The 22,571-nt window shown below is 59.3% G+C and carries 20 protein-coding genes and 1 pseudogene; 10 read left to right on the top strand and 11 right to left on the bottom strand.

Going from position 1 to position 22,571, the window contains the following annotated elements:
• Positions 1-99: 99 nt before the first annotated feature.
• The 4 genes from B9A13_RS06660 to B9A13_RS06645 are packed head-to-tail and all read right to left on the bottom strand — an operon-like array spanning position 100 to position 3,596.
• Positions 100-1,044 (bottom strand): GerMN domain-containing protein, encoded by a 945-nt coding sequence (locus tag B9A13_RS06660; protein ID WP_084234347.1) that lies wholly within the window; start codon positions 1,042-1,044, stop codon positions 100-102.
• Positions 1,041-2,414: a sensor histidine kinase gene (locus B9A13_RS06655; protein WP_084234346.1), complete on the bottom strand. Its 1,374-nt coding sequence runs from the start codon at positions 2,412-2,414 to the stop codon at positions 1,041-1,043. Before B9A13_RS06655 ends, B9A13_RS06660 begins: the two co-directional genes overlap by 4 nt.
• A 34-nt stretch (positions 2,415-2,448) precedes the next feature.
• On the bottom strand, positions 2,449-3,129 hold the full coding sequence (locus tag B9A13_RS06650) for a response regulator transcription factor (protein ID WP_084234345.1): 681 nt from the start codon (positions 3,127-3,129) through the stop codon (positions 2,449-2,451).
• Between the two features lie 11 nt (positions 3,130-3,140).
• Positions 3,141-3,596: a ComEA family DNA-binding protein gene (locus tag B9A13_RS06645; RefSeq protein WP_084234344.1), complete on the bottom strand. Its 456-nt coding sequence runs from the start codon at positions 3,594-3,596 to the stop codon at positions 3,141-3,143.
• 407 nt (positions 3,597-4,003) lie between these two features.
• Between B9A13_RS06645 and B9A13_RS06640 the strand changes: the two genes are divergently transcribed.
• Positions 4,004-5,359, top strand: a complete 1,356-nt coding sequence (locus tag B9A13_RS06640; protein WP_159448045.1) for a D-alanyl-D-alanine carboxypeptidase family protein — start codon at positions 4,004-4,006, stop codon at positions 5,357-5,359.
• Between the two features lie 353 nt (positions 5,360-5,712).
• Here B9A13_RS06640 and B9A13_RS14265 read toward each other — a convergent pair whose 3' ends face one another.
• From B9A13_RS14265 to gpr, 6 genes are all read right to left on the bottom strand, one after another.
• Positions 5,713-5,850 carry a hypothetical protein gene (locus B9A13_RS14265; RefSeq protein ID WP_200809694.1) on the bottom strand — a complete coding sequence of 46 codons (138 nt, stop codon included), beginning with the start codon at positions 5,848-5,850 and terminating at the stop codon, positions 5,713-5,715.
• A gap of 11 nt (positions 5,851-5,861) precedes the next feature.
• Complete coding sequence (locus B9A13_RS06635) at positions 5,862-6,101, bottom strand: heavy-metal-associated domain-containing protein (RefSeq protein ID WP_159448044.1); 240 nt, start codon at positions 6,099-6,101, stop codon at positions 5,862-5,864.
• A gap of 40 nt (positions 6,102-6,141) precedes the next feature.
• A complete protein-coding gene (locus B9A13_RS06630; protein WP_084234341.1) occupies positions 6,142-8,190 on the bottom strand; it encodes a thioredoxin domain-containing protein in 2,049 nt (682 codons plus the stop codon).
• Positions 8,191-8,396: 206 nt separating this feature from the next.
• Complete coding sequence (locus B9A13_RS06625) at positions 8,397-8,738, bottom strand: P-II family nitrogen regulator (RefSeq protein ID WP_084234340.1); 342 nt, start codon at positions 8,736-8,738, stop codon at positions 8,397-8,399.
• Entirely contained in the window at positions 8,735-10,111 is a 1,377-nt protein-coding gene (locus B9A13_RS06620) for an ammonium transporter (protein WP_084234339.1), read from the bottom strand. Before B9A13_RS06620 ends, B9A13_RS06625 begins: the two co-directional genes overlap by 4 nt.
• A 471-nt stretch (positions 10,112-10,582) precedes the next feature.
• Positions 10,583-11,488 carry a GPR endopeptidase gene (gene gpr, locus B9A13_RS06610; protein WP_084234337.1) on the bottom strand — a complete coding sequence of 302 codons (906 nt, stop codon included), beginning with the start codon at positions 11,486-11,488 and terminating at the stop codon, positions 10,583-10,585.
• Positions 11,489-11,679: 191 nt separating this feature from the next.
• Here gpr and rpsT point away from each other — a divergent pair, with 191 nt between their 5' ends.
• From rpsT to B9A13_RS14705, 9 genes and pseudogenes are all read left to right on the top strand, one after another.
• Positions 11,680-11,946, top strand: coding sequence for a 30S ribosomal protein S20 (gene rpsT / locus B9A13_RS06605; RefSeq protein ID WP_084234336.1), 267 nt, complete (start codon positions 11,680-11,682; stop codon positions 11,944-11,946).
• Between the two features lie 183 nt (positions 11,947-12,129).
• Entirely contained in the window at positions 12,130-13,527 is a 1,398-nt protein-coding gene (locus tag B9A13_RS06600; protein ID WP_278309007.1) for a glycine--tRNA ligase, read from the top strand.
• A gap of 16 nt (positions 13,528-13,543) precedes the next feature.
• A complete protein-coding gene (locus B9A13_RS06595; protein WP_084234334.1) occupies positions 13,544-14,395 on the top strand; it encodes a transketolase in 852 nt (283 codons plus the stop codon).
• A gap of 60 nt (positions 14,396-14,455) precedes the next feature.
• Positions 14,456-15,424 (top strand): transketolase family protein, encoded by a 969-nt coding sequence (locus B9A13_RS06590; protein ID WP_084234333.1) that lies wholly within the window; start codon positions 14,456-14,458, stop codon positions 15,422-15,424.
• 113 nt (positions 15,425-15,537) lie between these two features.
• On the top strand, positions 15,538-17,451 hold the full coding sequence (locus B9A13_RS06585; RefSeq protein WP_084234332.1) for an NAD(+) synthase: 1,914 nt from the start codon (positions 15,538-15,540) through the stop codon (positions 17,449-17,451).
• A gap of 185 nt (positions 17,452-17,636) precedes the next feature.
• Complete coding sequence (locus B9A13_RS06580) at positions 17,637-19,055, top strand: aminotransferase class I/II-fold pyridoxal phosphate-dependent enzyme (RefSeq protein WP_242942804.1); 1,419 nt, start codon at positions 17,637-17,639, stop codon at positions 19,053-19,055.
• 80 nt (positions 19,056-19,135) lie between these two features.
• Entirely contained in the window at positions 19,136-19,459 is a 324-nt protein-coding gene (locus tag B9A13_RS06575) for a cyclic-di-AMP receptor (RefSeq protein ID WP_084234331.1), read from the top strand.
• A gap of 24 nt (positions 19,460-19,483) precedes the next feature.
• Complete coding sequence (locus B9A13_RS06570) at positions 19,484-20,461, top strand: DNA polymerase III subunit (RefSeq protein ID WP_084234330.1); 978 nt, start codon at positions 19,484-19,486, stop codon at positions 20,459-20,461.
• Positions 20,458-21,207: pseudogene (locus tag B9A13_RS14705) on the top strand (PSP1 domain-containing protein); the annotation flags it as partial. The gene B9A13_RS06570 and the pseudogene B9A13_RS14705, both read left to right, overlap by 4 nt.
• A gap of 603 nt (positions 21,208-21,810) precedes the next feature.
• On the opposite strand, the gene B9A13_RS06560 reads toward B9A13_RS14705, so the two are convergent.
• On the bottom strand, positions 21,811-22,563 hold the full coding sequence (locus tag B9A13_RS06560; protein ID WP_084234328.1) for an exodeoxyribonuclease III: 753 nt from the start codon (positions 22,561-22,563) through the stop codon (positions 21,811-21,813).
• Between the last annotated feature and the right edge of the window lie 8 nt (positions 22,564-22,571).

Here is a 22,571-nt window from a genome sequence, read left to right as displayed (position 1 = left end):
CGTTCCAATTCCCCGGCTGCGGGCCCGGAAATCCCGCGGATGCAACGGCGGGCTGTTTTCCTGTTTGATTTATTATCCTACATGGAGCCGGCCCTCTTGTCAATTCCTTTTTCCATCGTCGCTCCTGCTGAGCCACTCGTTGAAGGTCAGTTGGGTTCCGATGGGTACGCTCCCGAAGTATTCCTCCGTTTCCCCCTCCACCAGCAGCTGGACCTGGCCGATGGAATCGGTGTCGGTCAGGGAATTGACAATGGAGTAAACCGCCAGCTGCTGCGCCTGCCAGTCTTCGGGCACGGATTCGAGAAATTCCTTGGAAAGATTGACGCTGCACACACCGTTGTCAACGGACGCGGAAAGGAGCTTCGTTCCCTTCGGAATGGAGGAGGACAGATTCTGAGACTGCGGTCCCTCCAGCAGCGCGGACATGATCCGCTCCGCAGAGGTATCTCCCTCCTGGATTTCCAGCGTGCGGGTTTCCCCCTCCAGCAGGCCCGTGGCCTGGTTTGTAAAATACAGCGTAACCTCCATGGACAGCGGCTCTTCCATGTGACTGCTCAGCAAGACGTCCTCCTTGGTGAACACCTGCCTGTCCCGGTACGGCAGTGCCTTTCCCTCCACCGTAACGGAGACCGATTCGACTCCCTCAAGCTGGCACAAAGACAGCGTAATGCAGTAATCTGCGATGGTAAGCTCCATTCCGGCCAGCTCCCCGTACTGCTCCGACAGATCCGCCGTCACCCTGCCGTCCTCCGTCTTGCAGGTGAGCAGCCGCGTCCCCGAGGGAAAGGGGCTTTGCAGTTCCTGACTCTGGGGGCCGTCCAGCAAGATCCCCAGGATTGCCGCGGCGCGGGTATTCAGATCTCCCTTTTGGGGGATCTCCCGCGTTTCGGAGCGGATCGGGTCGGCGTTTCCCGTTTTACTGACGTCCACGGCAAAATATACCTCCACCTGGTCCGTCTCTTCCGCGCTCTGACGGGAGGTGCAGCCGGAAACGAGCGCAAACAGAAACGCGCAGCACAGCAGCATTGCTCCTCGGCGTGTCATGTCCGGCTCCCTCCCTCCCCGGGAAAGCGGACAACAAACCGGGTGCCGCCCTCTTCCCGCGGCTCTGCCTTTACGGTTCCGCGGTACCGCTCCACCGTGTCCTTGACGATGGAAAGTCCCAGGCCCGTCCCGCCGGCCATGCGGGACCTCGCCTTGTCCACCCGGTAAAAACGCTCGAAGATTCTCGGCATATCCTCTTCCGGAATACCGATCCCCGAGTCCTCCACCAGAAGAACCGTATCCTGCCCGTCGTTTTTCAGCCCAATCCGGACGTAGCCTCCGGGCACGTTGTATTTGATTCCGTTCTCTATGAGATTGAACGCCACCTGATACAGCTCATCCTCCGTCGCCTTCACCGTTCCCCGGCCCTCCAGATTCCCAATGAGCGCAACGCCGCTGCTGGCGGCAAGGGGGGTCAGCATGTGAATGGCTTTTTCAAGGACCTCCCGGAGATGAACCTCGGCGGCTTCCGTCTCCGTCTTGTCGTCCAGCCGGGTCAGGCGAAGAAGCTTTTCCGTGATCCGAGTAAGCCGCTCGGCCTCCTCGCCGATGTCTGAAACGAACTCCCGGACGGTGGCGTCGTCCATCGATTCCGTCTGCAGAATGGAATCCGTCAGCAGCCGGATGGAGGATAGGGGCGTTTTCAGCTCGTGGGACGCGTCGGACACGAACCGTCTCCGGCTCTCTTCCGTGGCCTGCAGGCGCCCGGTCAGGCTGTTGAATTCCGTGGCCAGCTGCGCGAGCTCGTCGCTGCCCCGCATGGTCGCCCGGTGGCTGTATTCCCCTTCCCGCACGATCCGTATGGCCCGCAGAAGCTCGCTGATCCGCCGGGTCAGAGCCTTGGACAAAGTTACGCTCATGACGATCACGATGAGGCCGATGAGCACCGATATATTCCGGAGGTTTGCCTGGAAGCCTTTCAGCAGCTCTCCCTGTACCGTGTCGTATTCATAGGCGTAAACCGCGCCGATGGCCACGTTCCGGTACATGACGGGCACCGCCGCCCGACTTCTGAACGCCCCGCCGCTGTATTCCGAGTAAAACACGTCGTTTCCGTCCAGCGCCTGGACGATTTCCGAAAAGAAAGCATAGCGGCCCGCGGCGCTTCCCGTCTCCCGGTCGTCGTAGACAATGAGACCGGAGGCGTCCGTCACGATGAGGCGGGCCAGATCCTTGTCATCCAGCAGTGCCATCACCTGGCTCACGCCCTCCGGAGTGAGGACCTCCAGGCCCGCAAGAGAAGAAGCCATGACGGAAACATGGCGCTGCAGGGTGGTCTTTTTGGACTGGAACATCAGATCCTGGGAAACCAGGAGCGGATAGGTGTTCAGCAGAACCAGCACCGCCGCCAGAAGCAGCACATACGTCATGGCGAATTTCAGTTGTAAACTTCCCGTGGGCCTTTTACCCCTTAAAATAGTATCCCACTCCCCATTTGGTCATGATGTGCTCCGGTTCGGCCGGGTTTTTCTCCAGCTTTTCCCGGAGCCGCCGCACGTGCACATCCACGGTCCTGTAATCTCCCGAATACTCGTATCCCCAGACGATGTTGAGAAGGTTTTCCCGGCTGTAAACCCGCCCGGGATTCCTGGCAAACAGCTCGAACAGGTCGAACTCCTTCGCGGTGAGCTCCACGGGGCGCCCCTCCAGGGTGACGCTCCGTGTCTCCGTGTCCAACACAAATCCGGCGATATTGATCCTGCTGCCCCTTGCTTTCTGGTCCTGCCCCGACGCCCTGCGCAGAAGGGCCCGCAGCCGCGCCTTCAGCTCCAGGATATTGAAGGGCTTCGTGATATAATCGTCCGCCCCGCACTCGAATCCGATGATTTTATCCGCGTCCTCGCTCTTTGCCGTCAGCATGACGATGGGCACGTTGGAAAACTCCCGGATGCGCATGCAGGCTTCCATCCCGTCGATTTCCGGCATCATCACGTCCAGAAGAATCAGGTCGAAATTGCCGTTGCGCGCCAGCTCCACGGCGCTCTTACCGTCGTAGGCCGCTTCCACCTGGTACCCCTCGTTTTCCAGGTTGAATTTGATGCCTTTAACCAGCAGACGCTCATCGTCCACCACCAGTATCTTCATGCCCTTTTCTCCTATCCCGTGGTGATCAGATCCTCGATCTTTTCCAGGGTCTTCTCCCCGATTCCCTTCACGTTGGTGATATCGTAGATGGTCCGGAAATCTCCGTTCTGCTCCCGGTAGTCCACGATCCTTCCGGCCAGGACCTCCCCGATGCCGGGCAGCGTCTCCAGGTCCGCCCGGGAGGCCGTGTTGATGTCGATCTTCTTTTCAATCGCAGCCGTCTGCCGGGAGGTTTCTGAACCCGGCGCCTCGGCTGCCGGCGCCCCGGATGCCGGCGTTTCGGACACAATGGCATCTTCCGGGGACGCGGAGACTGTCCCGGTGCTCACCGCAGCCGGTTCCGAATACTGCGTGCTGACGGATATGGTCCGGCCCATGCTGCTCTGGCCGAAATAATAGCCCGCCGTGAAGGCAAAAAACGCGATGGTAAGGCCCGCGGCCGCCAGAAAAAACGTGGATCGCTTCATGGTTCCACCCGCATTCACCAGATTTTTCTCGTCTCCTGCGGTTGAAGATCGTATGCCTGTCTGATATAATTCCTAATGGCGGCGGCTAAGGCGGAGCATACCCGCCGATCGGAAAACTCCCGGCTCCGCTCTCCCGCCGGTTGGATTTGGAGACGCTCCGAAGACGAAATCCATTGCCGGAAAACGGATTGTCCGTTTCCGGGGGCCGGCTGCACGATGTCCCTGGAAACTTTGGTTTTCTGAGTGTATCATACCACATCGCTGTCTTAAATCCTATGATATTTTTCCGGGCTGCGGCCGTTTCCGGATATCCCTGGATTTTTTCCGGCGGCAGAATGCTCCCTGCCGGGGACATTTTCCGCCCTGCTTCCCCGCCGGACGCGGGAGTATCTGATGGAGGTCATACCATGAAAAGGGTTCGTTATAGTTTCCTCGCCCTCGCCGTTGTGATGCTTTGTACCGTCGTTTTGTCCACGCCCGCCTTCGCCATTCCCGAAATGAGCGTGGCATCCAGATCCGCCCTCCTGGCGGACGCGGATACCGGGGAAATCCTTTATGAGCAGAATATTCACGAAAGGGTCTATCCCGCCAGCGTCACCAAGATCATGACCGGCCTGCTTGTACTGGAGAAAATCGACTCCGGCAGCATGTCCCTCTCCGATGTGATCACCGTCTCCAGTTCCGCACATCAGGATGTGACCGAGGACGGAAGCACGCAGAACATAAAGCCCGGCGAACAGATGTCGGTGGAGAATCTCCTGTACTGCGCCCTGGTCGCCTCGGCCAACGAGGCCTGCAACATTCTCGCCGAGGCCGTCTCCGGAGACATTCCCACCTTTGTGGCTCTTATGAATCAGCGGGCTCAGGAACTGGGCTGCCAGGACACGCATTTTGCCAACACCCACGGGCTTCAGGACGAGAATCACTACACCACGGCCTACGATATGTATCTTATCACCAAGGAAGCCCTGAAATATCCCGAATTTCTCAAAATCACCGACTCCCGGGACGTGGTGATTCCGGCCACCAACCTCTCTCCGGAGCGGCACTTTTATACCACCAACTATCTGCTTTCCCGGTTCAAGATCCCGGGCTACGTATACCAGTACGCCCACGGGATCAAGACGGGGCACACCTCGGACGCCGGCTATTGCCTGGTATCGTCGGCCCAGAAGAATGACATGAACCTGATAAGCCTCGTTTTCGGCGCCGAAAAGGTGACAAAGGCGGACGGAACCGTGGATTATGAAAGCTTCAGCGAAACCTCCCGTCTGTTTGAGTGGGGCTTCTCCAATTTTAAGCTTCAGACCTACCTGGACTCTTCCGAGCTTATCGCGGAGGTCCCGGTGTCCTTGTCCCGGGACGCGAATTATGTGGTGGTTCACCCGGAGTCCTCTTTGTCCGCCATGCTTCCCAAGGACGTGGACCTGGATTCCTTTGACAGGAAGGTCACCATCTACAACGAGGGGAACATCACCGCTCCCATCTCCGAGGGACAGGAGCTGGGGGAGATCACCCTTTCCCTGGACGGAAAGGAGTACGGCACCACGAAATTGGTCGCCCTCAACTCCCTCACCCAGTCCAGGCTGCTGTATGTGATCTATACGGTTAAGAATATCTTTTCCCATACCGCCACAAAGCTCGCTATCCTTGCCGTTTTGGTTCTGATCATCGTCCTGATCATCCTCAGCATCCGCCGGGGGAGGCATTCCGGGCGGCGCTACAGGAAAAGCGGCGGCGTCTATCGCGGCCGCCGCAGGTAATACGTTTCTATCAGCGTAGAAGTCCGGCAATAGAATAATTCGTACTATTTACAAATGAAATAGACGAAACAAGAAGTATGGTTGTCCCCGCCGAAGGCGGGGGCAACCATACTTCTTCATTTTTTTATCTGCATTTTTATTGACGCTTGGTATCAATGAAAGAACCGGCCGCGGCGAGGACTCGCCGCGGTCGGTTCTTTCATTTTGCTTTGTCTTTTCCGCCGCGGGCCTTTCCCTGCAGTCCCGGGACCGGAGGCATATCGTTTTTCGGCAGATGCGTTTTGTGATTGCTTTCCGTTCCGTGGGGTTCCTTGGGATCCGGCCGTCTCATTCCGGATTTGTCCATGGCGTCCTCAGTGTTTGGTATTCTGGCCCTGGGCTTCCTTTTTTGCGCTGTTGTTCTGATTCTGGTTTTCCCGGGTCAGCGGGATCTGATTGACGGACTTGTCGTTTCTGGTCTTCTTGTTGTCCATTTGGCTGTCCTTCGGCATGTTTTTTCCTCCTACTGCAATTCGTCCGGCTCTTTCTGCCGCGCAAAGTCAAGGCCAAGCTTGCCCAGCGTCTTCTCGATCTGTTCCCGGTCGGACCCCGTGCTGTCGAAATCCACCGCCAGCTGATGACTCTCCCTGTTGACGCTCACCGTCTTCACACCGGGAAGCAGACTCAGCTCCCGCTTGATCTCCTTGGCCTCGTGCGCTCCGTTCATTCGCGGGAGGTGATAATACGCGCTTTGTATTGACATATCCTGCACCTCGAGGATATCTTTCCCACTCCGGTTCTGTTTATGCATCCTTTCCGGACAGGATTTTTTCGATTTTTGCCGGATCGGTCACGGGAAGGGAGCAGGCGTTATTTCTGCAGACATAGAGGGTCGTCCCTTCGTTCTTCCGGGTGCAGGCGGCGGTAAACTCCGCCAGAGCTTCCAGCTTCCCACGGGTCTCCGGCACGGCAAGAAGGACGGCGTTGTCGTACAGAGGATTTTTCCGCAGCAGCGTTTCGGCGTGTTTTTTCTCCGTCTCTCCCTCGGCGGCGCATACGATTTCCCGGAAGGGATAGAGCGCCGGAAAAGCGGCGATGAGCCCGAAAGCGATGGCCGAGGGGCTCCCCGCCGCCTCTCCGGCGAGAAAACCCAGCTGACGGCGGTAGATTTCTTCCAGAACGGGGTCTCCCGTCATCCGGGCGAGCCTTCCCAGCACAAAGGCGGCCGCGGAGTTTCCTGAGGGGAGCGCTCCGTCGTAGGCCTCCTTGGTGCTGAGGACCAGCTTTTCCCCGTGCTTTCCCGAAAGGTAGAATCCGCCCGCCGCGTCGTCCCCAAAAAGCTCCGTCATTTTCCGGGCAAGGCGGAGGGCTTTCTCCAGATCCTCCGGGTCAAACGCCGCCTCGTACAGCTCCAGAAAACCCCAGGCCGCAAAGGCGTAGTCTTCCAGGAACCCTCCTCCGCTGCTTCTCCCGCCGCGCCAGGCAGTTTGAAGAAAACCGTCTTTCAGCAGATTTTCCTCCAGAAACCGGGCCGCCCGCCTGGCGGCAGGGAGATATTCTTCGCCTCCCAGCACCCGGTGCGCCCGGGCGAAGGCCGCGATCATCAGTCCGTTCCAGCCGGAGAGCACCTTGTCGTCCTTGTCCGGCGCCGTTCTTTCCTTCCGAACCCGGAGCATCCGGGCCGCCAGTTCCTCCGCCCTGACGTCGGATTCTTCAAAGCGCGGGTTTTCCAGCAGATTGGGGATGCTTTTCCCTTCGAAATTTCCTCCCGGCGTGATTCCGTAGTATTCGCAGAAATATTCCCCGTCTTCTTTCCCCAGAACTTCCATGGCTTCCTCGGGAGAAAAGAGGTAGTAGCTCCCCTCTTCGCCGCTGCTGTCCGCGTCCTGGGAAGAATAAAACCCGCCCTCCGTTCCCGTCATCTCCTGCAGAACATACCCGAGAGTTTTTTCTGCAACCCGCCGGTACAGCTCTTTTCCCGTCAGCTGAAATCCCTCCAGATAGGCGAGGGTAAGCAGGGCGTTGTCATAAAGCATCTTTTCAAAATGCGGCACCAGCCAGCGCTCGTCAGTGGAATAGCGGGAAAAGCCGGAGCCGATGTGGTCGAAGATCCCGCCCCGGAAAATACCGGTGAGCGTGCCCTCCGCCATGGTAAGCGCCCGGGGATCGCCCGTAAGGAAATAATAGCGGAGGAGGAAAAGGAGCTGATGGGGCATGGGGAATTTGGGACTCCCTCCGAAGCCGCCATATTTCCGGTCGTAGCGGCGCCAGAGGGCCTCCGCCGCCTGAGACAACATCTCACGGCTCATTTCTTTGCCCGCCGGGCCCTTCCGATCCCGCAGAGCGGCGAGGATTTCCTCTCCCGCCGATAAAAGCGCTTCCCGCCCCGCGCCCTTCCACTCCCGGGACACGGCCTCCAGCAGCTCCAGAAGGCCCGGAGAACCGTACCGGGTATGCTTTGGAAAATACGTGCCCGCGAAAAACGGTTTCTGCTCCGGCGTCATGAGTACGGTCAAAGGCCAGCCGCCCTGCCCCGTCGTCGCCTGGCAGAAGCGCATGTACGCCGCGTCCACGTCCGGCCGCTCCTCCCTGTCCGCCTTGACGCACACATAGTCCCGGTTTAAAGCCTCCGCCACCTCAGGATCCTCAAAGGACTCCCGTTCCATCACGTGGCACCAGTGGCACGCGGAGTACCCCACGGACAGAAATACGGGTTTGTCCTCCCGCCGCGCTTTCTCGAACGCCTCCTTCCCCCAGGGATACCAGTCCACCGGATTGTAGGCGTGCTGCAGCAGGTAGGGCGAGGTCTCGTGTATCAGCCGGTTGGCAGTTCGGTTTTGCGCTCGTTCCATTGTCAGCCCTCCTTATGAATAGCTTTCCCCAAAAGCGGCGCTTCTTTCCCGTCGTCTCCCGGTTTGCTTCTGATACTGATATGAAACGGGCCGCCCGCCGGTTATAATAAAACCGCCCCCGTCCGCGGTATCAGTCGCCGGCGGACGGGGGCCTGTGATATGTATGGGTTTTACGCTTTTAAAATCGTTGCCGTGCGGAGCTTCTTTTACAGCGCCGCCTCGTTCATTTCTCCGGTCCGGATGCGGATCACCTGTTCCACATCGTAGACGAAGATCTTGCCGTCTCCGATCTCGCCGGTCCTGGCGCTTTCCACGATGGCCCGAAGGATGGTGTCCACGTCCTCGTCTCTCACGACCAGGTCTATGGAAACCTTCGGCAGCAGATCCAGCTGGAATTTCTCTCCCCGCCAGGCCTGCGTGATTCCTCTCTGGGTTCCCTGTCCCATGATGTCGCTGATGGTGGCGCCCCGGTAGCATCCCAGTTTTTCCAGAGCATCCCGAACTTCGGACAGCTTTTCCGGCTGTATGATGGCTCTGATCTGTTTCATACCTTGCTCTCCTCCTTCGTCCCGGCCTTGTTCTGCCGGGCGAACTCCAGGCCGATGTCCTTTGAAATGAGCGTATAGGACGTCTTCTGCATGACAAAGTCGGGATACGCCTGGTTGCCGTGCTCGCCGATATCCAGGCCGTCCATTTCCTCTTTCAGCGAAACACGCACGCCGATGGTTGCTTTTATAATATACCATACAACCAGAGAAGATACAAATACAAACCCGCCGACGCACACGACTCCCAACGCCTGCGCGCCCAAAAGCTTGAGTCCGCCGCCGAAGAACAGGCCGTTCCCCGTGGAAACTCCGGCGATTCCGTCCTGGGCGAAAAGTCCCACCTCAAGGGTGCCCAGAACGCCGTTTACCAGGTGCACCGAGATGGCGCCCACCGGGTCGTCGATTTTCATACGGTCGAAGAAGATGACGGAGACCACCACGATGGCGCCGCTGATGGCGCCGATGAGGATGGAGCTGGGAACGCTCACATAGGCGCAGCTGGGAGTGATGGCCACCAGCCCCGCCAGAAGCCCGTTGATGGACATGCCCAGATCCGGCTTGCCCACCACCAGCCATGCCACGATGGTGGAGACCAAAATGCCCATGACGCCTGCCGTGTTGGTGGTAACCAGGATGTGGGAGATAGCCATGGGATCCGCCGCCATGGTGGAGCCCGGATTGAATCCGAACCAGCCCAGCCAGAGGACGAAGGCGCCGATGGTGGCAAGGCTCATGCTGTGGCCGGGAATGGGATGGATCTTGCCGTCCTTCGTATACTTTCCGACTCTGGGCCCCAGCACCAGAACGCCGGACAGCGCGGCCCAGCCGCCCACCGAGTGCACCACGGAGCCTCCCGCGAAGTCAAACATCCCCAAAGAGGCGAGAAAGCCCCCACCCCAGATCCAGTGGCCCACGATGGGGTAGATGACGAGGGTGAGGACAAAGGAAAAGAGGATAAAAGATACGTACTTGATCCGTTCCGCCACCGCGCCGGAAACTATGGTGGCCGCGGTTCCGCAGAACACCAGCTGGAAGAAGAACTTCGCCCAGAGAGGTACGCCCGTCCAGGAAATGGCGGAATAGACCCCCTGGTAAGCCGCTCCCACCGCCGGAGAATTGTCCGCGCCGGAAACCATGAAAATGCCGCTCAGCCCGATGAATCCGTTTCCGTCCCCGAACATCAGTCCCCATCCCAGAAGCAGAAAGCCCATGGAGGAGACGGCGAACACGATGAAGTTCTTGGAGAGGATATTGACGCAGTTTTTGGACCTGGCGAATCCGCTTTCCACCGTGGCAAACCCGAGGTTCATAAAAAACACGAGAAAACCGGTCACCAGCACCCAGAGCGTATCCGCTACCACCTTTGAATCCATATAGTTACCCCCTTGAATAATAAAAAAAGACGCAATCCTTCCGCAGAAGGAAACGTCTTTGTTCCTTACGATTATTTCATTGGCGCAGTAGTATCCTTATTATATACTATTCTTTTTTAATTGCAATATATTCCCGCCTAATATTCAAAAGTTTTTCTCCGAATTTTTCTTCCATTCTAAAGTATGACTTGGCCGGATGATCCTCACATCCTTCGGCAAACCAGGCGGCGGGGAGATCCGTGCTCCCCCGTCGCAGGGGCCTTATGCGCTTCTCCTTGCGGGACAGCCTGTTTGCTGATTCCCGCCGGCCGGATCCGGGTTCTCGCGGAACAAAATACCGTTCCGCCGCATGATTTCGGCCCCTGTCTGAAATCCGATTTCCCGAATCCGGCAAGCTCGATCCGCCGGCAACATGAATTTTATGCGGCGGCTCGATGCAGTTCTTCTGGAATCTCCTTATTATACTACGCGTCAGCTCAAAAAGGAGTTGATATCCTCCACCGACATGTCCTTCTGCAGCGCCATATTGATGCCGTACCCGATCACCTTGGAAATGTCCCGCACCTGGAGATCGATTTCTTTCAAGGTGACGATGGTGTTGCCGCCGAAAGAGGCCAGCGCCTCCGGGTCGAGGTCGGCGACCCCCGCCTCCTCCACGATGTCCGCGGCAAGGGTTCCCGCGTCCACCACGGTGGGCACTCCGATGGCCACCACCGGAATCCCCAGGCTTTCCCGGTTGAGTGCCGCCCGCTTGTTGCCCACGCCGGAACCCGGGACGATTCCCGTATCGGCCAGCTGAATGGTGGTGCATACCCGGGAAAGCCGCCGGGAGGCAAGGGCGTCCACGGCGATGATCCGGTCCGGCTTCGCCCGCTCTACGACGCCGGCGATCAACTCGGCGCTCTCGATCCCCGTGGTGCCTAAAACGCCCGAGGCCACGGCCGAAACTTTCCGGAACTGACCGAACTGCTCCGGCATGGCCGTGGCCAGATGCCGCGTGACCATGATCTGTTCCATGGTGAGAGGCCCCACGGCGTCCGGCGTGATGGCGCCGTTTCCAAGACCCACCACCAGAACGCTCTCTTCCCCGGAAAGCTGCAGCAGGGGAGCGAGTTCTGCCGCCAGGGCCCGCACGGCACGCCCGAAGAAATCCTCCTCCCGCTGGGCAAATCCCTCCAGGTTCAGCGTGATATAGGTGCCCACCGGCTTTCCCAGCGCCTTTGCCCCCTTGTCGTCCAAAATCTTCACGTAATTGACGGGATATTTTTCCCGCGTGAGGTCCCTTGCCTCCACCCCTTCCAGCTTCGTGGTTTTTTCCGCGCTTTCCTTCCAGATTTCCTTGGCCTCCACCGCCAGGTCCGTCCGTCTTGTCAGCATGTCCCGAATCCTCCTCTTCCTGTTCTGCGCACCATGGCACTTTCAACCGCTATTTTCTGTCATAACGCTTCGGGTATGCAAAAAAGTGAGAAATTCTAAAAATAACGGTTGCTTTTTTCCCGTCCCGATGTTAAAATGAGTCTCTGCACGGAGCGATCCGGTGCAAAATGCTGTTGGAGGAGGTGGTTGACTTGCCAAATATTAAATCTGCCAAAAAGCGGGTTGAAGTGGCAAAGGCCAAAACCGCAAACAATAAGGTTGCAAAATCGATTCTGAAGACGTATATCAAGAATTTCGAAACCGCGGCGGCCTCGGGCAACCGTGATGAAGCCGACAGCGCTTACAAAGCGGCGGTTAAGAAGATCGATCAGGCAGCTTCCCGCGGAATCCTGCATAAGAACGCGGCCGCGCGCAGAAAGAGCAGCCTGACCTTGAAGGTAAATCAGATTGCGGGCTGATGCCGGCTGATTGGCAGAGAAAAAGGACCGTCCGGTTAGGGCGGTCCTTTTTTGTCCATACCCCGGCGTCTGCCTCCGGATGCCCCGCGCCGTGTCGAATCCGGGCTCTTGAGGTTGACATTGCAATGCCTTGGTATATAATTTATTATTATATGTAGAATAAACATTCGGGGGTTAAGTATGCTGAAAAATACGGAAAAAACCATGGAGAAAATCGTGGCGCTGTGCAAGGGCAGGGGATTTGTCTACTCGGGCAGCGAGATATACGGCGGCCTTGCCAATGCATGGGATTACGGCCCCCTGGGTGTGGAGCTGAAAAACAACGTAAAGCGGGCCTGGTGGAAAAAATTCGTCCAGGAGTCCCCCTACAACGTGGGACTGGACTCCGCGATTCTCATGAACCGGCAGGTCTGGGTTGCCTCGGGCCATGTGGTCAACTTCAACGATCCCCTCATTGACTGTAAATCCTGCAAAATGCGCCACCGGGCGGACAAGATCGTCGAGGAATGGAACGCCGTGAATCGGCCCGGGGTTTCCGCCGAGGGGATGAGCAACGAGGCTCTCACGGCATATATCCGGGAAAATTCCATTCCCTGTCCCAACTGCGGAAAGTGTGATTTCACCGAAATCCGCAAATTCAACATGATGTTCAAGACCCACCAAGGGGTTACCGAGGACAGCCAGAACGAGGTCTATCTCCGGCCCGAGACCGCCCAGGGCATCTTTGTGAACTTCCGGAACATTCAGAGGACCACCCGGAGGAAAGTCCCCTTCGGCGTCGCCCAGATCGGAAAGTCTTTCCGCAACGAGATCACCCCCGGAAACTTTATTTTCCGCATCCGGGAGTTCGAGCAGATGGAGCTGGAATTTTTCTGCAAGCCCGGGACCGACCTGGAGTGGTTTTCTTACTGGCGCAAATACTGCCACGACTGGCTTTCCAATCTCGGCCTGAAGGAGGAAAATCTCCGCCTCCGGGACCACCAGCCCGAGGAACTGTCCCACTATTCCAAGGCCACCACCGATTTCGAGTATCGTTTTCCCTTCGGTTGGGGAGAGCTCTGGGGCGTGGCCGACCGGACGGATTTCGACCTCAATGCTCATCAGAAGGAAAGCGGCGAGAGCATGGAGTATTTCGACCCCGAGACGGGCGATAAATACATCCCCTACGTGGTGGAGCCCTCTCTGGGAGCCGACCGGGTGACCCTGGCCTTTTTGATCGACGCCTATGACGAGGAGCTGGTGGACGAGGCGAAAAACGACGTACGCACCGTGCTGCATCTCCACCCGGCCCTGGCGCCCATCAAATGCGCGATCTTTCCCCTCTCGAAAAAGCTCTCCGAGCCCGCCTGGAAGGTGTACGAGGAACTGTCCAAATCCTTCATGGTGGAATTCGACGACACGGGCTCCATCGGAAAGCGCTACCGCCGTCAGGACGAGGTGGGCACGCCCCTGTGCGTGACCTTCGACTTTACGAGCCCGGAGGACAACAGCGTCACCGTCCGGGACCGGGACACCATGGAACAGGAGCGGGTGGAGATCTCCCGCCTGAAGGAGTACATTTCCCAAAAGATTGCATATTAAACGACAGAGGTGTGTCATGGAGAAAAAACAGTTGGTGGAAAAGCTCTCCGTCTTTGCCGAGGAGATCCGCCTGGAGACCCTGGAGGAATTCGCCGCCCTGGGCTTCGGGCACGTTGGCGGCGCCATGTCCGTGGTGGAGACCCTTGCGGTCCTCTACGGGCACGAGATGAAATACGACCCGAAAAATCCCCGCTGGCCGGACAGGGACTGGCTGGTCCTGTCCAAGGGGCACGCGGGTCCCGCGCTGTACGCCACTTTGTCCCTCAAGGGCTTTTTCTCCCGGGAAATGCTCTTCACCCTCAACCGGGGGGGCACGAAGCTTCCCAGCCACTGCGACAGGAATCTCACGCCCGGGGTGGATATGACCACCGGTTCCTTGGGCCAGGGGATTTCCACCGCCATCGGAGCCGCCCTGGGAAACCGGATGGACGGCCGGGACAACTACACCTATTTTATCCTGGGCGACGGGGAGTGCAACGAGGGCCAGGTCTGGGAGGGCGCGCTCTTCGCTCCCCAGCACAATCTGGATCACCTCATCGGCTTCGTGGATTATAACGGCCAGCAGCTGGACGGCTATACCAAAGACATTCTGGATCTGGGAGACATAGCGGCGAAATTCCGGGAATTCGGATGGTTCGCCCAGGAAATAGACGGGCATTCCGTAGAGGCCATACTGGACGCGGTGGAGGCGGCCAAGAAGAACCGGGGCGCTCCCTCCATGATCGTGCTGCGCACGAAGAAGGGCCACGGCTGCACCTTTGCCGAAGGAATCGAAGCCAATCATCATATCGCATTTAAGCCGGAGCAGATGGAAAAAGCCCTGGCCTGCACCAGGACCCGCCTTGCCTCTGCCGAGCGCGCGAACTGAGTGCCCCCGCGGGCAGACCCCCGATACTATGCGCCGAACCCGGCGGAATGGAGCTTTTTTATGTTCAAACTGAGGGAGACACTGGAAAAATCCCCGGATATGATGCGGGATGTATACTGTAATACCCTGATGGAGCTGGCCGAAACGGACCCGCGCATCTGCGCCCTGGACGCCGATCTGGTCTCCTCCTCCGGAATGAAGCCCTTTTTCAGGGCCTACCCCGACAGGGCCATCAACTGCGGCGTGCAGGAGGCCAACATGATCGGTGTGGCCGCCGGCCTTTCCGCCACCGGCAAGATCCCCTTTGCCCACAGCTTCGGGATCTTTGCCACCCGCCGGGCCTGCGACCAGATTTTTATGTCTGCGGCCTACGCGAAGCTGAACGTGCGCATCGTGGGCTCGGACCCCGGCGTCACGGCGGCGTATAACGGCGGGACCCACATGCCCTTCGAGGATATGGGCGTTCTGCGCAGCATCCCCCAGATTACCCTCTTGGAACCCACCGATCCCGTGATGCTGGAAGAGCTGGTGCGGAAGCTTACCGAGGTTTACGGGGTCTACTATATCCGCATGGCCCGGAAAAACGTCGCGGGAATCTACGAGAAAGGTTCCTCCTTTACCATCGGCAGGGGAAATCTCCTGAAGGACGGTTCCGACGTGACCCTGATCGCCAGTGGCATCATGGTGGCGGAAGCCCTGAAGGCCCGGGAGGTCCTGGCCAGCGAGGGGATTTCTGCAAAAGTGGTGGACATGTTCACCTGGAAGCCCGTTGACTCCGAACTCATCGCCCGGTGTGCCGCGGAAACCGGCGCCTTTGTTACCGCGGAAAACCACAATACGGTGGGCGGTCTGGGTTCGGCGGTGACGGAGGCGGTCTGCGCCACCTGCCCGGTCCCCGTGGAAATGGTGGGGACCCACGACCGGTTCGGCCAGGTGGGCACGGAGGATTTCCTGCGGGAGGAGTACAAGCTCACCGCCGGGGAAATCGCGGCGGCGGCCCGGCGGGTGCTGGCCCGGAAAGCGAAATAGACGGCATTTTATCTCGGCATGCCGCCTGCCGGTAAAGGCGGCGGCCGCGGACCAGACCGCCCTTGACAGGCGCGGTATGCGGCGTTTTTCGTCCGCGGTTAGCGAGGCCCGGTATGTATGACGGTTTTGTCAAGGTCGCGGCGGGGACGCCCCGGATTCGGGTCGCGGACTGCCGGCACAATGCGGAAAAAACCTTTGAGCTGATGCGGGAGGCCGGTAAGGCCGGCGTCAGGATTCTGGTGCTGCCGGAAATGGGGCTCACGGGATACACCTGCGGCGACCTCTTTTTTCAGCGCACCCTGCTGAAGGGAGCGGAGGAGGGTCTGCAGACGATTTTGAAGGCGACCCGCTCTCTGGATCTTCTCACGGTGGTGGGAATGCCCCTGGTGTATCATAACAAACTGTATAATTGCGCGGTAGTTATACAAAGCGGAGCGGTTTTAGGTGTCGTTCCCAAGACCTATCTGCCCAATTACGGAGAATTTTACGAAAAGAGAAATTTTGTCGGCGGTTTTGAGGGAAACGATGTCATCACTTTAAACGGGAGGGAAGTCCCCTTCGGGAGCCGGCTTCTCTTCCGGTGCGCGGAAATGCCGGAACTCACCATGGGAGTGGAGCTCTGCGAAGATCTGTGGACCCCCCGTCCGCCCTCCATCGGATACGCCGAGGCGGGGGCCACCCTCATCGCAAACCTCTCCGCCAGCGACGAGATCGTGGGAAAGGACAGCTATCGCCGGGCCCTGGTGGTGGGACAGAGCGCCCGCCTGGTGTGCGGATATATCTACGCCGGCGCCGGAGAAGGGGAGTCCACCACCGACATGGTCTTCGGTGCTCACAATATGATAGCGGAAAACGGCGTCCTTCTGGGAGAAAGCCGGTTCAAGACGGGGCTCACCGTCTCCGAGGTGGATCTTTTCCGCCTGGTGGGGGAGCGATGCCGGATGGACACCTTTCCCCCGGCGGACGATTCGGAATATCTGACGGTGCCTTTTCACCTTCCCCTGGAAAAGACGGCCCTTACGAGATACGTCTCCTCCCGTCCCTTCGTGCCGGAAGACCGGGAGGACCGGAAGACCCGCTGCGAGGAAATCCTTCTTCTGGCCTCTCTGGGCCTGAAAAAGCGTCTGGAACATACGGGGGCCAAAACCGCCGTGGTGGGTCTCTCCGGCGGGCTGGATTCTACCCTGGCCCTTCTCATAACCACTCTTTCCATGAACATGCTGGACCGGCCCGCTTCCGACATTGTGGCGGTCACCATGCCCTGCTTCGGCACCACCGACCGGACCCGCAGCAACGCCGTGGAGCTGGCCGGGCGTCTGGGAGCCACCCTCCGGAAGATCGATATTTCCGCAACCGTGCGCAGCCACTTTGCCGATATCGGCCAGGACATGGAGAACCAGGATGTGACCTTTGAAAACGGGCAGGCCCGGGAGCGCACCCAGGTGCTCATGGACATCGCCAACCAGACGGGGGGCATCGTCATCGGCACGGGGGACCTGTCGGAGCTGGCTCTGGGCTGGGCCACCTATAACGGGGACCATATGTCCATGTACGGCGTCAACGCCTCCATCCCCAAGACTCTGGTCCGCCACCTGGTGGACTATGTCTCCCGGGACAACGAGGAGAAGGCTTCGGAGCTCTCCAGCGTTCTTACCGATATTCTGGCCACCCCCGTGAGCCCCGAGCTCCTGCCCGGAAATAACGGGGACATTGTCCAGAGAACAGAAGATCTGGTGGGACCCTACGAGCTCCACGACTTTTTCCTCTACTACGCCGTCCGCTGGGCTTTCCCCCCGGCAAAGGTGTTCCGTCTTGCGGAATACGCCTTCGGGAAGGAATACTCCCGGACCGTGATTCTGAAATGGCTCAAGGTATTCTACCGCCGGTTCTTCAGCCAGCAGTTCAAGCGCTCGTGCCTCCCGGACGGGCCCAAGGTGGGTTCCGTGACTCTTTCTCCCCGGGGCGACTGGCGCATGCCCAGCGACGCCTGTGCCGAGCTCTGGCTCGCGGAAGCCGAGCAGCTTTAGTAAAAAACAGCAGATCCGTCCGCGGTTTGCCCATCCTGTCCCCCTTCGGCTGCCGGCCCTGCCGGCGCCCGGTGTGAGGGCGGGATCGGCAGGCCGTGTTTCATATCGGGCCGTCCCCGCCGGGCGAAGGTCCCCAGTCCTGCTCCTGCGTGTAGGAAAAACCCCCCAAGAAAGGAGAGCCCGCCGTGCCGGAAGACAAAACGCCCCTTTATACCGCCCTCTCCCGGAGAGCGGAGGAACCCCTCCTGCGCATGCACATGCCCGGTCACAAGGGGAAAGCGCCCCTTCCGCCGGCGCTTGCCGCCGCGGCCGCCCTGGATTTTACCGAGCTGCCGGGCACGGGCAATCTCTATGAGGGACTTCCGCCCGTCTCCGAGGCTGAGGCACTGGCGGCGCGGGCCTTCGGCGCCGACAGCTGCTATTTTCTCACCGGCGGCTCCACCCAGGGAATTTACGCCGCCCTGGCCCTTTGCTGTCCGCCGGGGAGCCGCCTGCTCCTGGACCGGGGAAGCCACCGGGCGGCATACAATGCCATGGCGCTTCTGGACCTCGTCCCGGAATATCTGTATCCGGCCGTGCTGCCGGGATTCCGCGTGTCGGCCGGAATTACCCCCGAGGCGGTGAAAGAGGCTCTCCTTCGGGACCCGTGCATCCGCTGCGTCCTTGTTACCTCCCCCACCTATTACGGCGTATGCTCGGATATTCCCGCCATCGCTGCGGTGACCCGGGAGCTGGGGGCGTTTCTGGTGGTGGACGAGGCCCACGGGGCGCACCTGCCCTTTCTCACCGGAGCACCCTGCGCCCAGGGGAGGGGAGCGGACCTTTCCGTCGCCTCCGCCCACAAGACCCTTCCGGCCCTCGGCTCCGGAGGGCTGCTTTTCGCTTCCGAAGCCTTCCCGCCGGAACGGGTACGTACCATGACCGCTCTTTTCGGCACCTCCAGCCCCTCCTATCCCGTGATGGCGTCGCTGGACTGGGCAAGGGGATACATGGAGGGTCCCGGCGGCGGGGAATACCGGAGAGCCGTCCGTACGCTGGAGGCGGTAAAAAAGGAAATCCAAAGCAGGAAAATATTTTCCGTCCTGGGACCCGGCGCTTTCCCGGATAACGATCTCCCCGGTGTGACCTTCGACCCCGCCCGCCTGGTGGTGAACACCTTGAAGGGCAATCTCGGCGGGTTTGAGGCGGCCCGGCTTCTGGAGGAGGAGCACGGCATCGTCTGCGAGATGGCGGATGCATCGAACGTGGTCTGCATCGTAACCTGCGCGGACTCGGACGGGGACCTTCTGCGGCTGGGCCGGGGCTTCGCCGCGCTGGAAGAAAAATGCCCCTGCGCCCCTCCATATCGGCTTCCGGCCTCGCCTCCTCCGCCGCCCGCTCTCCGCCTGTCCCCCAGGGAAGCGGTTTTCTCCGCCGCGGAATCTTTGCCCCTGCACTCCGCTCTGGGGAAAATCGCGGCGGAATCTGTTGCTCCCTATCCTCCCGGAATCCCCGTCATAGCCCCCGGCGAGGAGATTGACAAATTCGGCCTTAACTATCTGCGCCAAATAGGGTATAATGAAGATACGGGGATACTGGTCGTCCGCAGGCGGAAGGACGCTTAGGCCCGTCTACCCGGCAGGGAAGGGATAGCGGGTTTCCCCCCAAAGAAGAAAACCCATCTGCCCAGAAGGAGGAGTGTGCCGTGAAGCTTGTCATTGCAGTCATCAACCATGACGACGCCAATCTGGTAATCCGGAACCTTTCCGAGGCGGGCTTTTCCTCGACGAAGCTTGCCACCACCGGCGGCTTTCTCATGGCGGGAAACATGACCATTCTGGTGGGTGCGCCGGATGAAAAAGTGGATGAGGTCATCGCCGTCATCAAAAAATACTCCCACAGCCGAAAGCAGATGATTCCCACCACTTCGGAGCTGAGTTACGGGTATTATCCCACCATGCCGGTGGAGGTGACGGTGGGCGGTGCGATTATCTTCGTGGTGGACGTGGACCGGTTCGAGCGGGTTTAAAGTTTCGGTCCCCTGGGAGGCAGCATGAATTCTTCGCAACTGATAGGCAACGAGGCGCTGAAAACGCATCTGGAAAACGCGGCGAAGCGGGACGCTTTCGGCCACGCGTACATCCTTCACGGGCCCCGCGGCTCGGGCAAGCGGACCCTCGCGGGCTTTCTCTCCGCCGCCATCCTGTGTTCCTCGCAGTCCGGCCGGCCCTGTTTCCGGTGTTCTCACTGCCGGAAGGTTCAGAAGGGAATTCATCCGGACGTTGTAACGGTGGACGCCGGTGGAAAGGAAATCGGCGTGGGCCAGATCCGGGAGCTGCGGAAAGACGCCTATATCCGGCCCAACGAGGCCGCCAAAAAAATCTATATTCTGCCTGCCGGAGAAACCATGAATTTCGCCGCTCAGAACGCCATGCTGAAGCTTCTGGAGGAGGGTCCCTCTCACGCGGTCTTTCTGATTCTGACGGAGACGCCCGAGGCGCTGCTGCCCACCGTGCGCTCCCGCTGCGTGGAATTGGGCCTGTCTCCTCTCACGGCGGAGGAAATGGAGCCTCTTCTCCGGGAGAGGTTCCCGGAAAAGAGCAGCGAGGAACTTCGTTCGGCGGCCCGGCGGAGCGGAGGCGCGGCCGGCCGGGCGCTGGAACTGCTGGAAGGAAATCCGGGCACCGGGGAACTGCCGCAGGCCTTCGCGGAAGTTCTCTCCCGGAAAAGCGAATGGGACCTTTTGTCTTTCTGCGTCGGCCGGGAAAAAACGGACAGGGATACGCTGGGGGCCTTTCTGGAGGACTGCGAAGCTATGCTGACGGAAAGCCTCCGCGTAAAAATGGCGGGCGGCGAAGACGGGGAATTCGGCGGCGCTGCGGCGCTTCTTGCCCGCAGCTTGACAAAGTCCGAAATTGCGGGCACAATAGACATATTACGCCGCCTTGGCGGCTATTGCAGGAACAATAACGCCGGAACGGGGCATGTGCTGGGCATGCTGGCCGCCGGCTGCTGGGAGATGATCCATTGACAGAGATTATCGGCGTCCGGTTTAAAAACGGAGGCAAAGTATATTATTTCGACCCCTGCGGTATTTCGGTGCAGTCGGGGCAGAACGTCATCATCGAAACCTCCCGGGGGATCGAATTCGGCGAATGCGCCACGGGGAACAGCCAGGTGGAAGACAGGGAAGTGGTGCAGCCCCTGCGGCCTCTCATCCGCGTGGCCACCGAGGAGGACTGCCGCACGGTGGAGGCCAACCGGAAAAAGGAAGCCCGTGCTTTTGAAATCTGCCAGCAGAAGATTCTGGACCACAAGCTGGATATGAAGCTGGTGGAAGTGGAATATAATTTCGAGGGGAATAAAATCCTCTTCTTCTTCACCTCCGACGGCCGCGTGGACTTCCGCGAACTGGTGAAGGACCTTGCCTCCGTGTTCCGTATGCGCATCGAGCTTCGGCAGATCGGCGTGCGGGACGAGGCCAAGATGCTCGGCGGCCTCGGCATCTGCGGGCAGCCCTTCTGCTGTGCCACTTTCCTGGACGAGTTTCAGCCCGTGTCCATCAAAATGGCAAAAACGCAGAACCTCTCATTGAATCCCGCCAAGATTTCCGGCACCTGCGGCCGCCTCATGTGCTGCCTGAAATACGAGCAGGAGGCCTATGAGGATCTGCTCAGGCGCCTTCCCAGGGTGGATTCTCTGGTGGGAACGCCCGACGGAAACGGAACCGTCTCCGCGGTGGGCCTTCTCCGGGAACAGGTGCGGGTCCGCCTGGACAGCGCTCCCGATACGCCGAAATGCTACAGCGCATGCGATGTATGCGTCCTGCGGCAGGGAGCCGGAAAGCCCAGGCGGGAAAACGGCCAGAACGAATGCCCCGGAGCGGCGGTTTCTGAGACCGCCGCCAGGGATAATAAAACGCAGCCGGCGAATCCGCCGGAGCCCAAGAGTCAGCAGCCCGATTGCCCTCCCTGTTCTGTTCCGGGACCGGAATCCGCTCCCGTTTCGGAGCAGAAGCCGAAAACGGAGCCGGGGCAGCGGACGGAAACAAATCCGCAGAAGGATCCCGCCTCCGATTCCCGTCCGATTCAGCCCCGCCGCCAGAGGCGCAGGCGCCCGAAAAACAGGAACGGGTCCGGCAGTAAGGCCGAGGGGCAGGGAGGACCGCCAGACGGCAGCGGCAGCGCCGGTCAGGCGTGATGCCCTTGCCCGTGCGGATCGGCATTCGCCGCCTTTTCGTGAAGGGCGGCAGTTACAACAGAAACAGCGCCGGAGAGGGGCTTCCTGTTTCGGAATCCTCTCTCCGGCTGTCTTTCCCTTAAAGCGCTTTTATCCTGCCGCGGGTATGGAATTTTCTCCGGACCGCTTTGCGAAAACCCCTCAGAATATGGTGAGCGCAACGGGGCAGTGGTCGCTCCCCGGGATCTCCTGGTAAATCTCGCTGTTTTGGATTTGGGGAGCGATGCGCTCCGAAACGATAAAATAGTCAATGCGCCATCCGGCGTTGCTGGCTCTTGCGTTGTGCATATAGCTCCACCAGGTGTAGGCGTCGGTGCGCTGGGGATACAGAAGGCGGAAGGAGTCCACGAATCCGGCCTCCAGAAGCTCCGTCATCTTGTTCCGCTCCTCCTGCGTAAACCCGGCGTTTTTCATATTTGCCTTGGGATGCCTCAGGTCGATCTCCTTGTGGGCCACGTTCAGATCCCCGCACAGAATCACCGGCTTTTTCCGGTCCAGGCCTATGAGATATTCCCTGAAATCGTCCTCCCATTTCATGCGGTAGTCGAGGCGCACCAGATCCCTCTGGGAATTGGGCGTATAGCAGTTCACCAGAAAAAAGGTGTCGTACTCCAGAGTGATCACCCTGCCCTCGTGGTCGTGCTCCTCGATCCCCAGATCGTATGTTGCGGAAATGGGCTTTTGTTTGGAAAATACCGCGGTGCCCGAATATCCCTTTTTGTCGGCGCTGTTCCAGAATTCCTCGTAGTCGGGCAGGTCGATGGTTGCCTGGCCCCGGAGCATTTTGGTCTCCTGCATACAGAATATGTCGGCGTCCGCCAGCCGGAAAAAGTCCCAGAACCCTTTCCCGATGCAGGCGCGCAGTCCGTTCACATTCCAAGATATCATCTTCATGGGGGGCT

It is taken from the genome of Papillibacter cinnamivorans DSM 12816 (assembly GCF_900176335.1).
Lineage (GTDB): Bacteria > Bacillota > Clostridia > Oscillospirales > Oscillospiraceae > Papillibacter > Papillibacter cinnamivorans.
The sequence above is the reverse complement of the archived record's forward strand: the minus strand, read 5'-3'. Positions and strand labels throughout refer to the sequence as shown.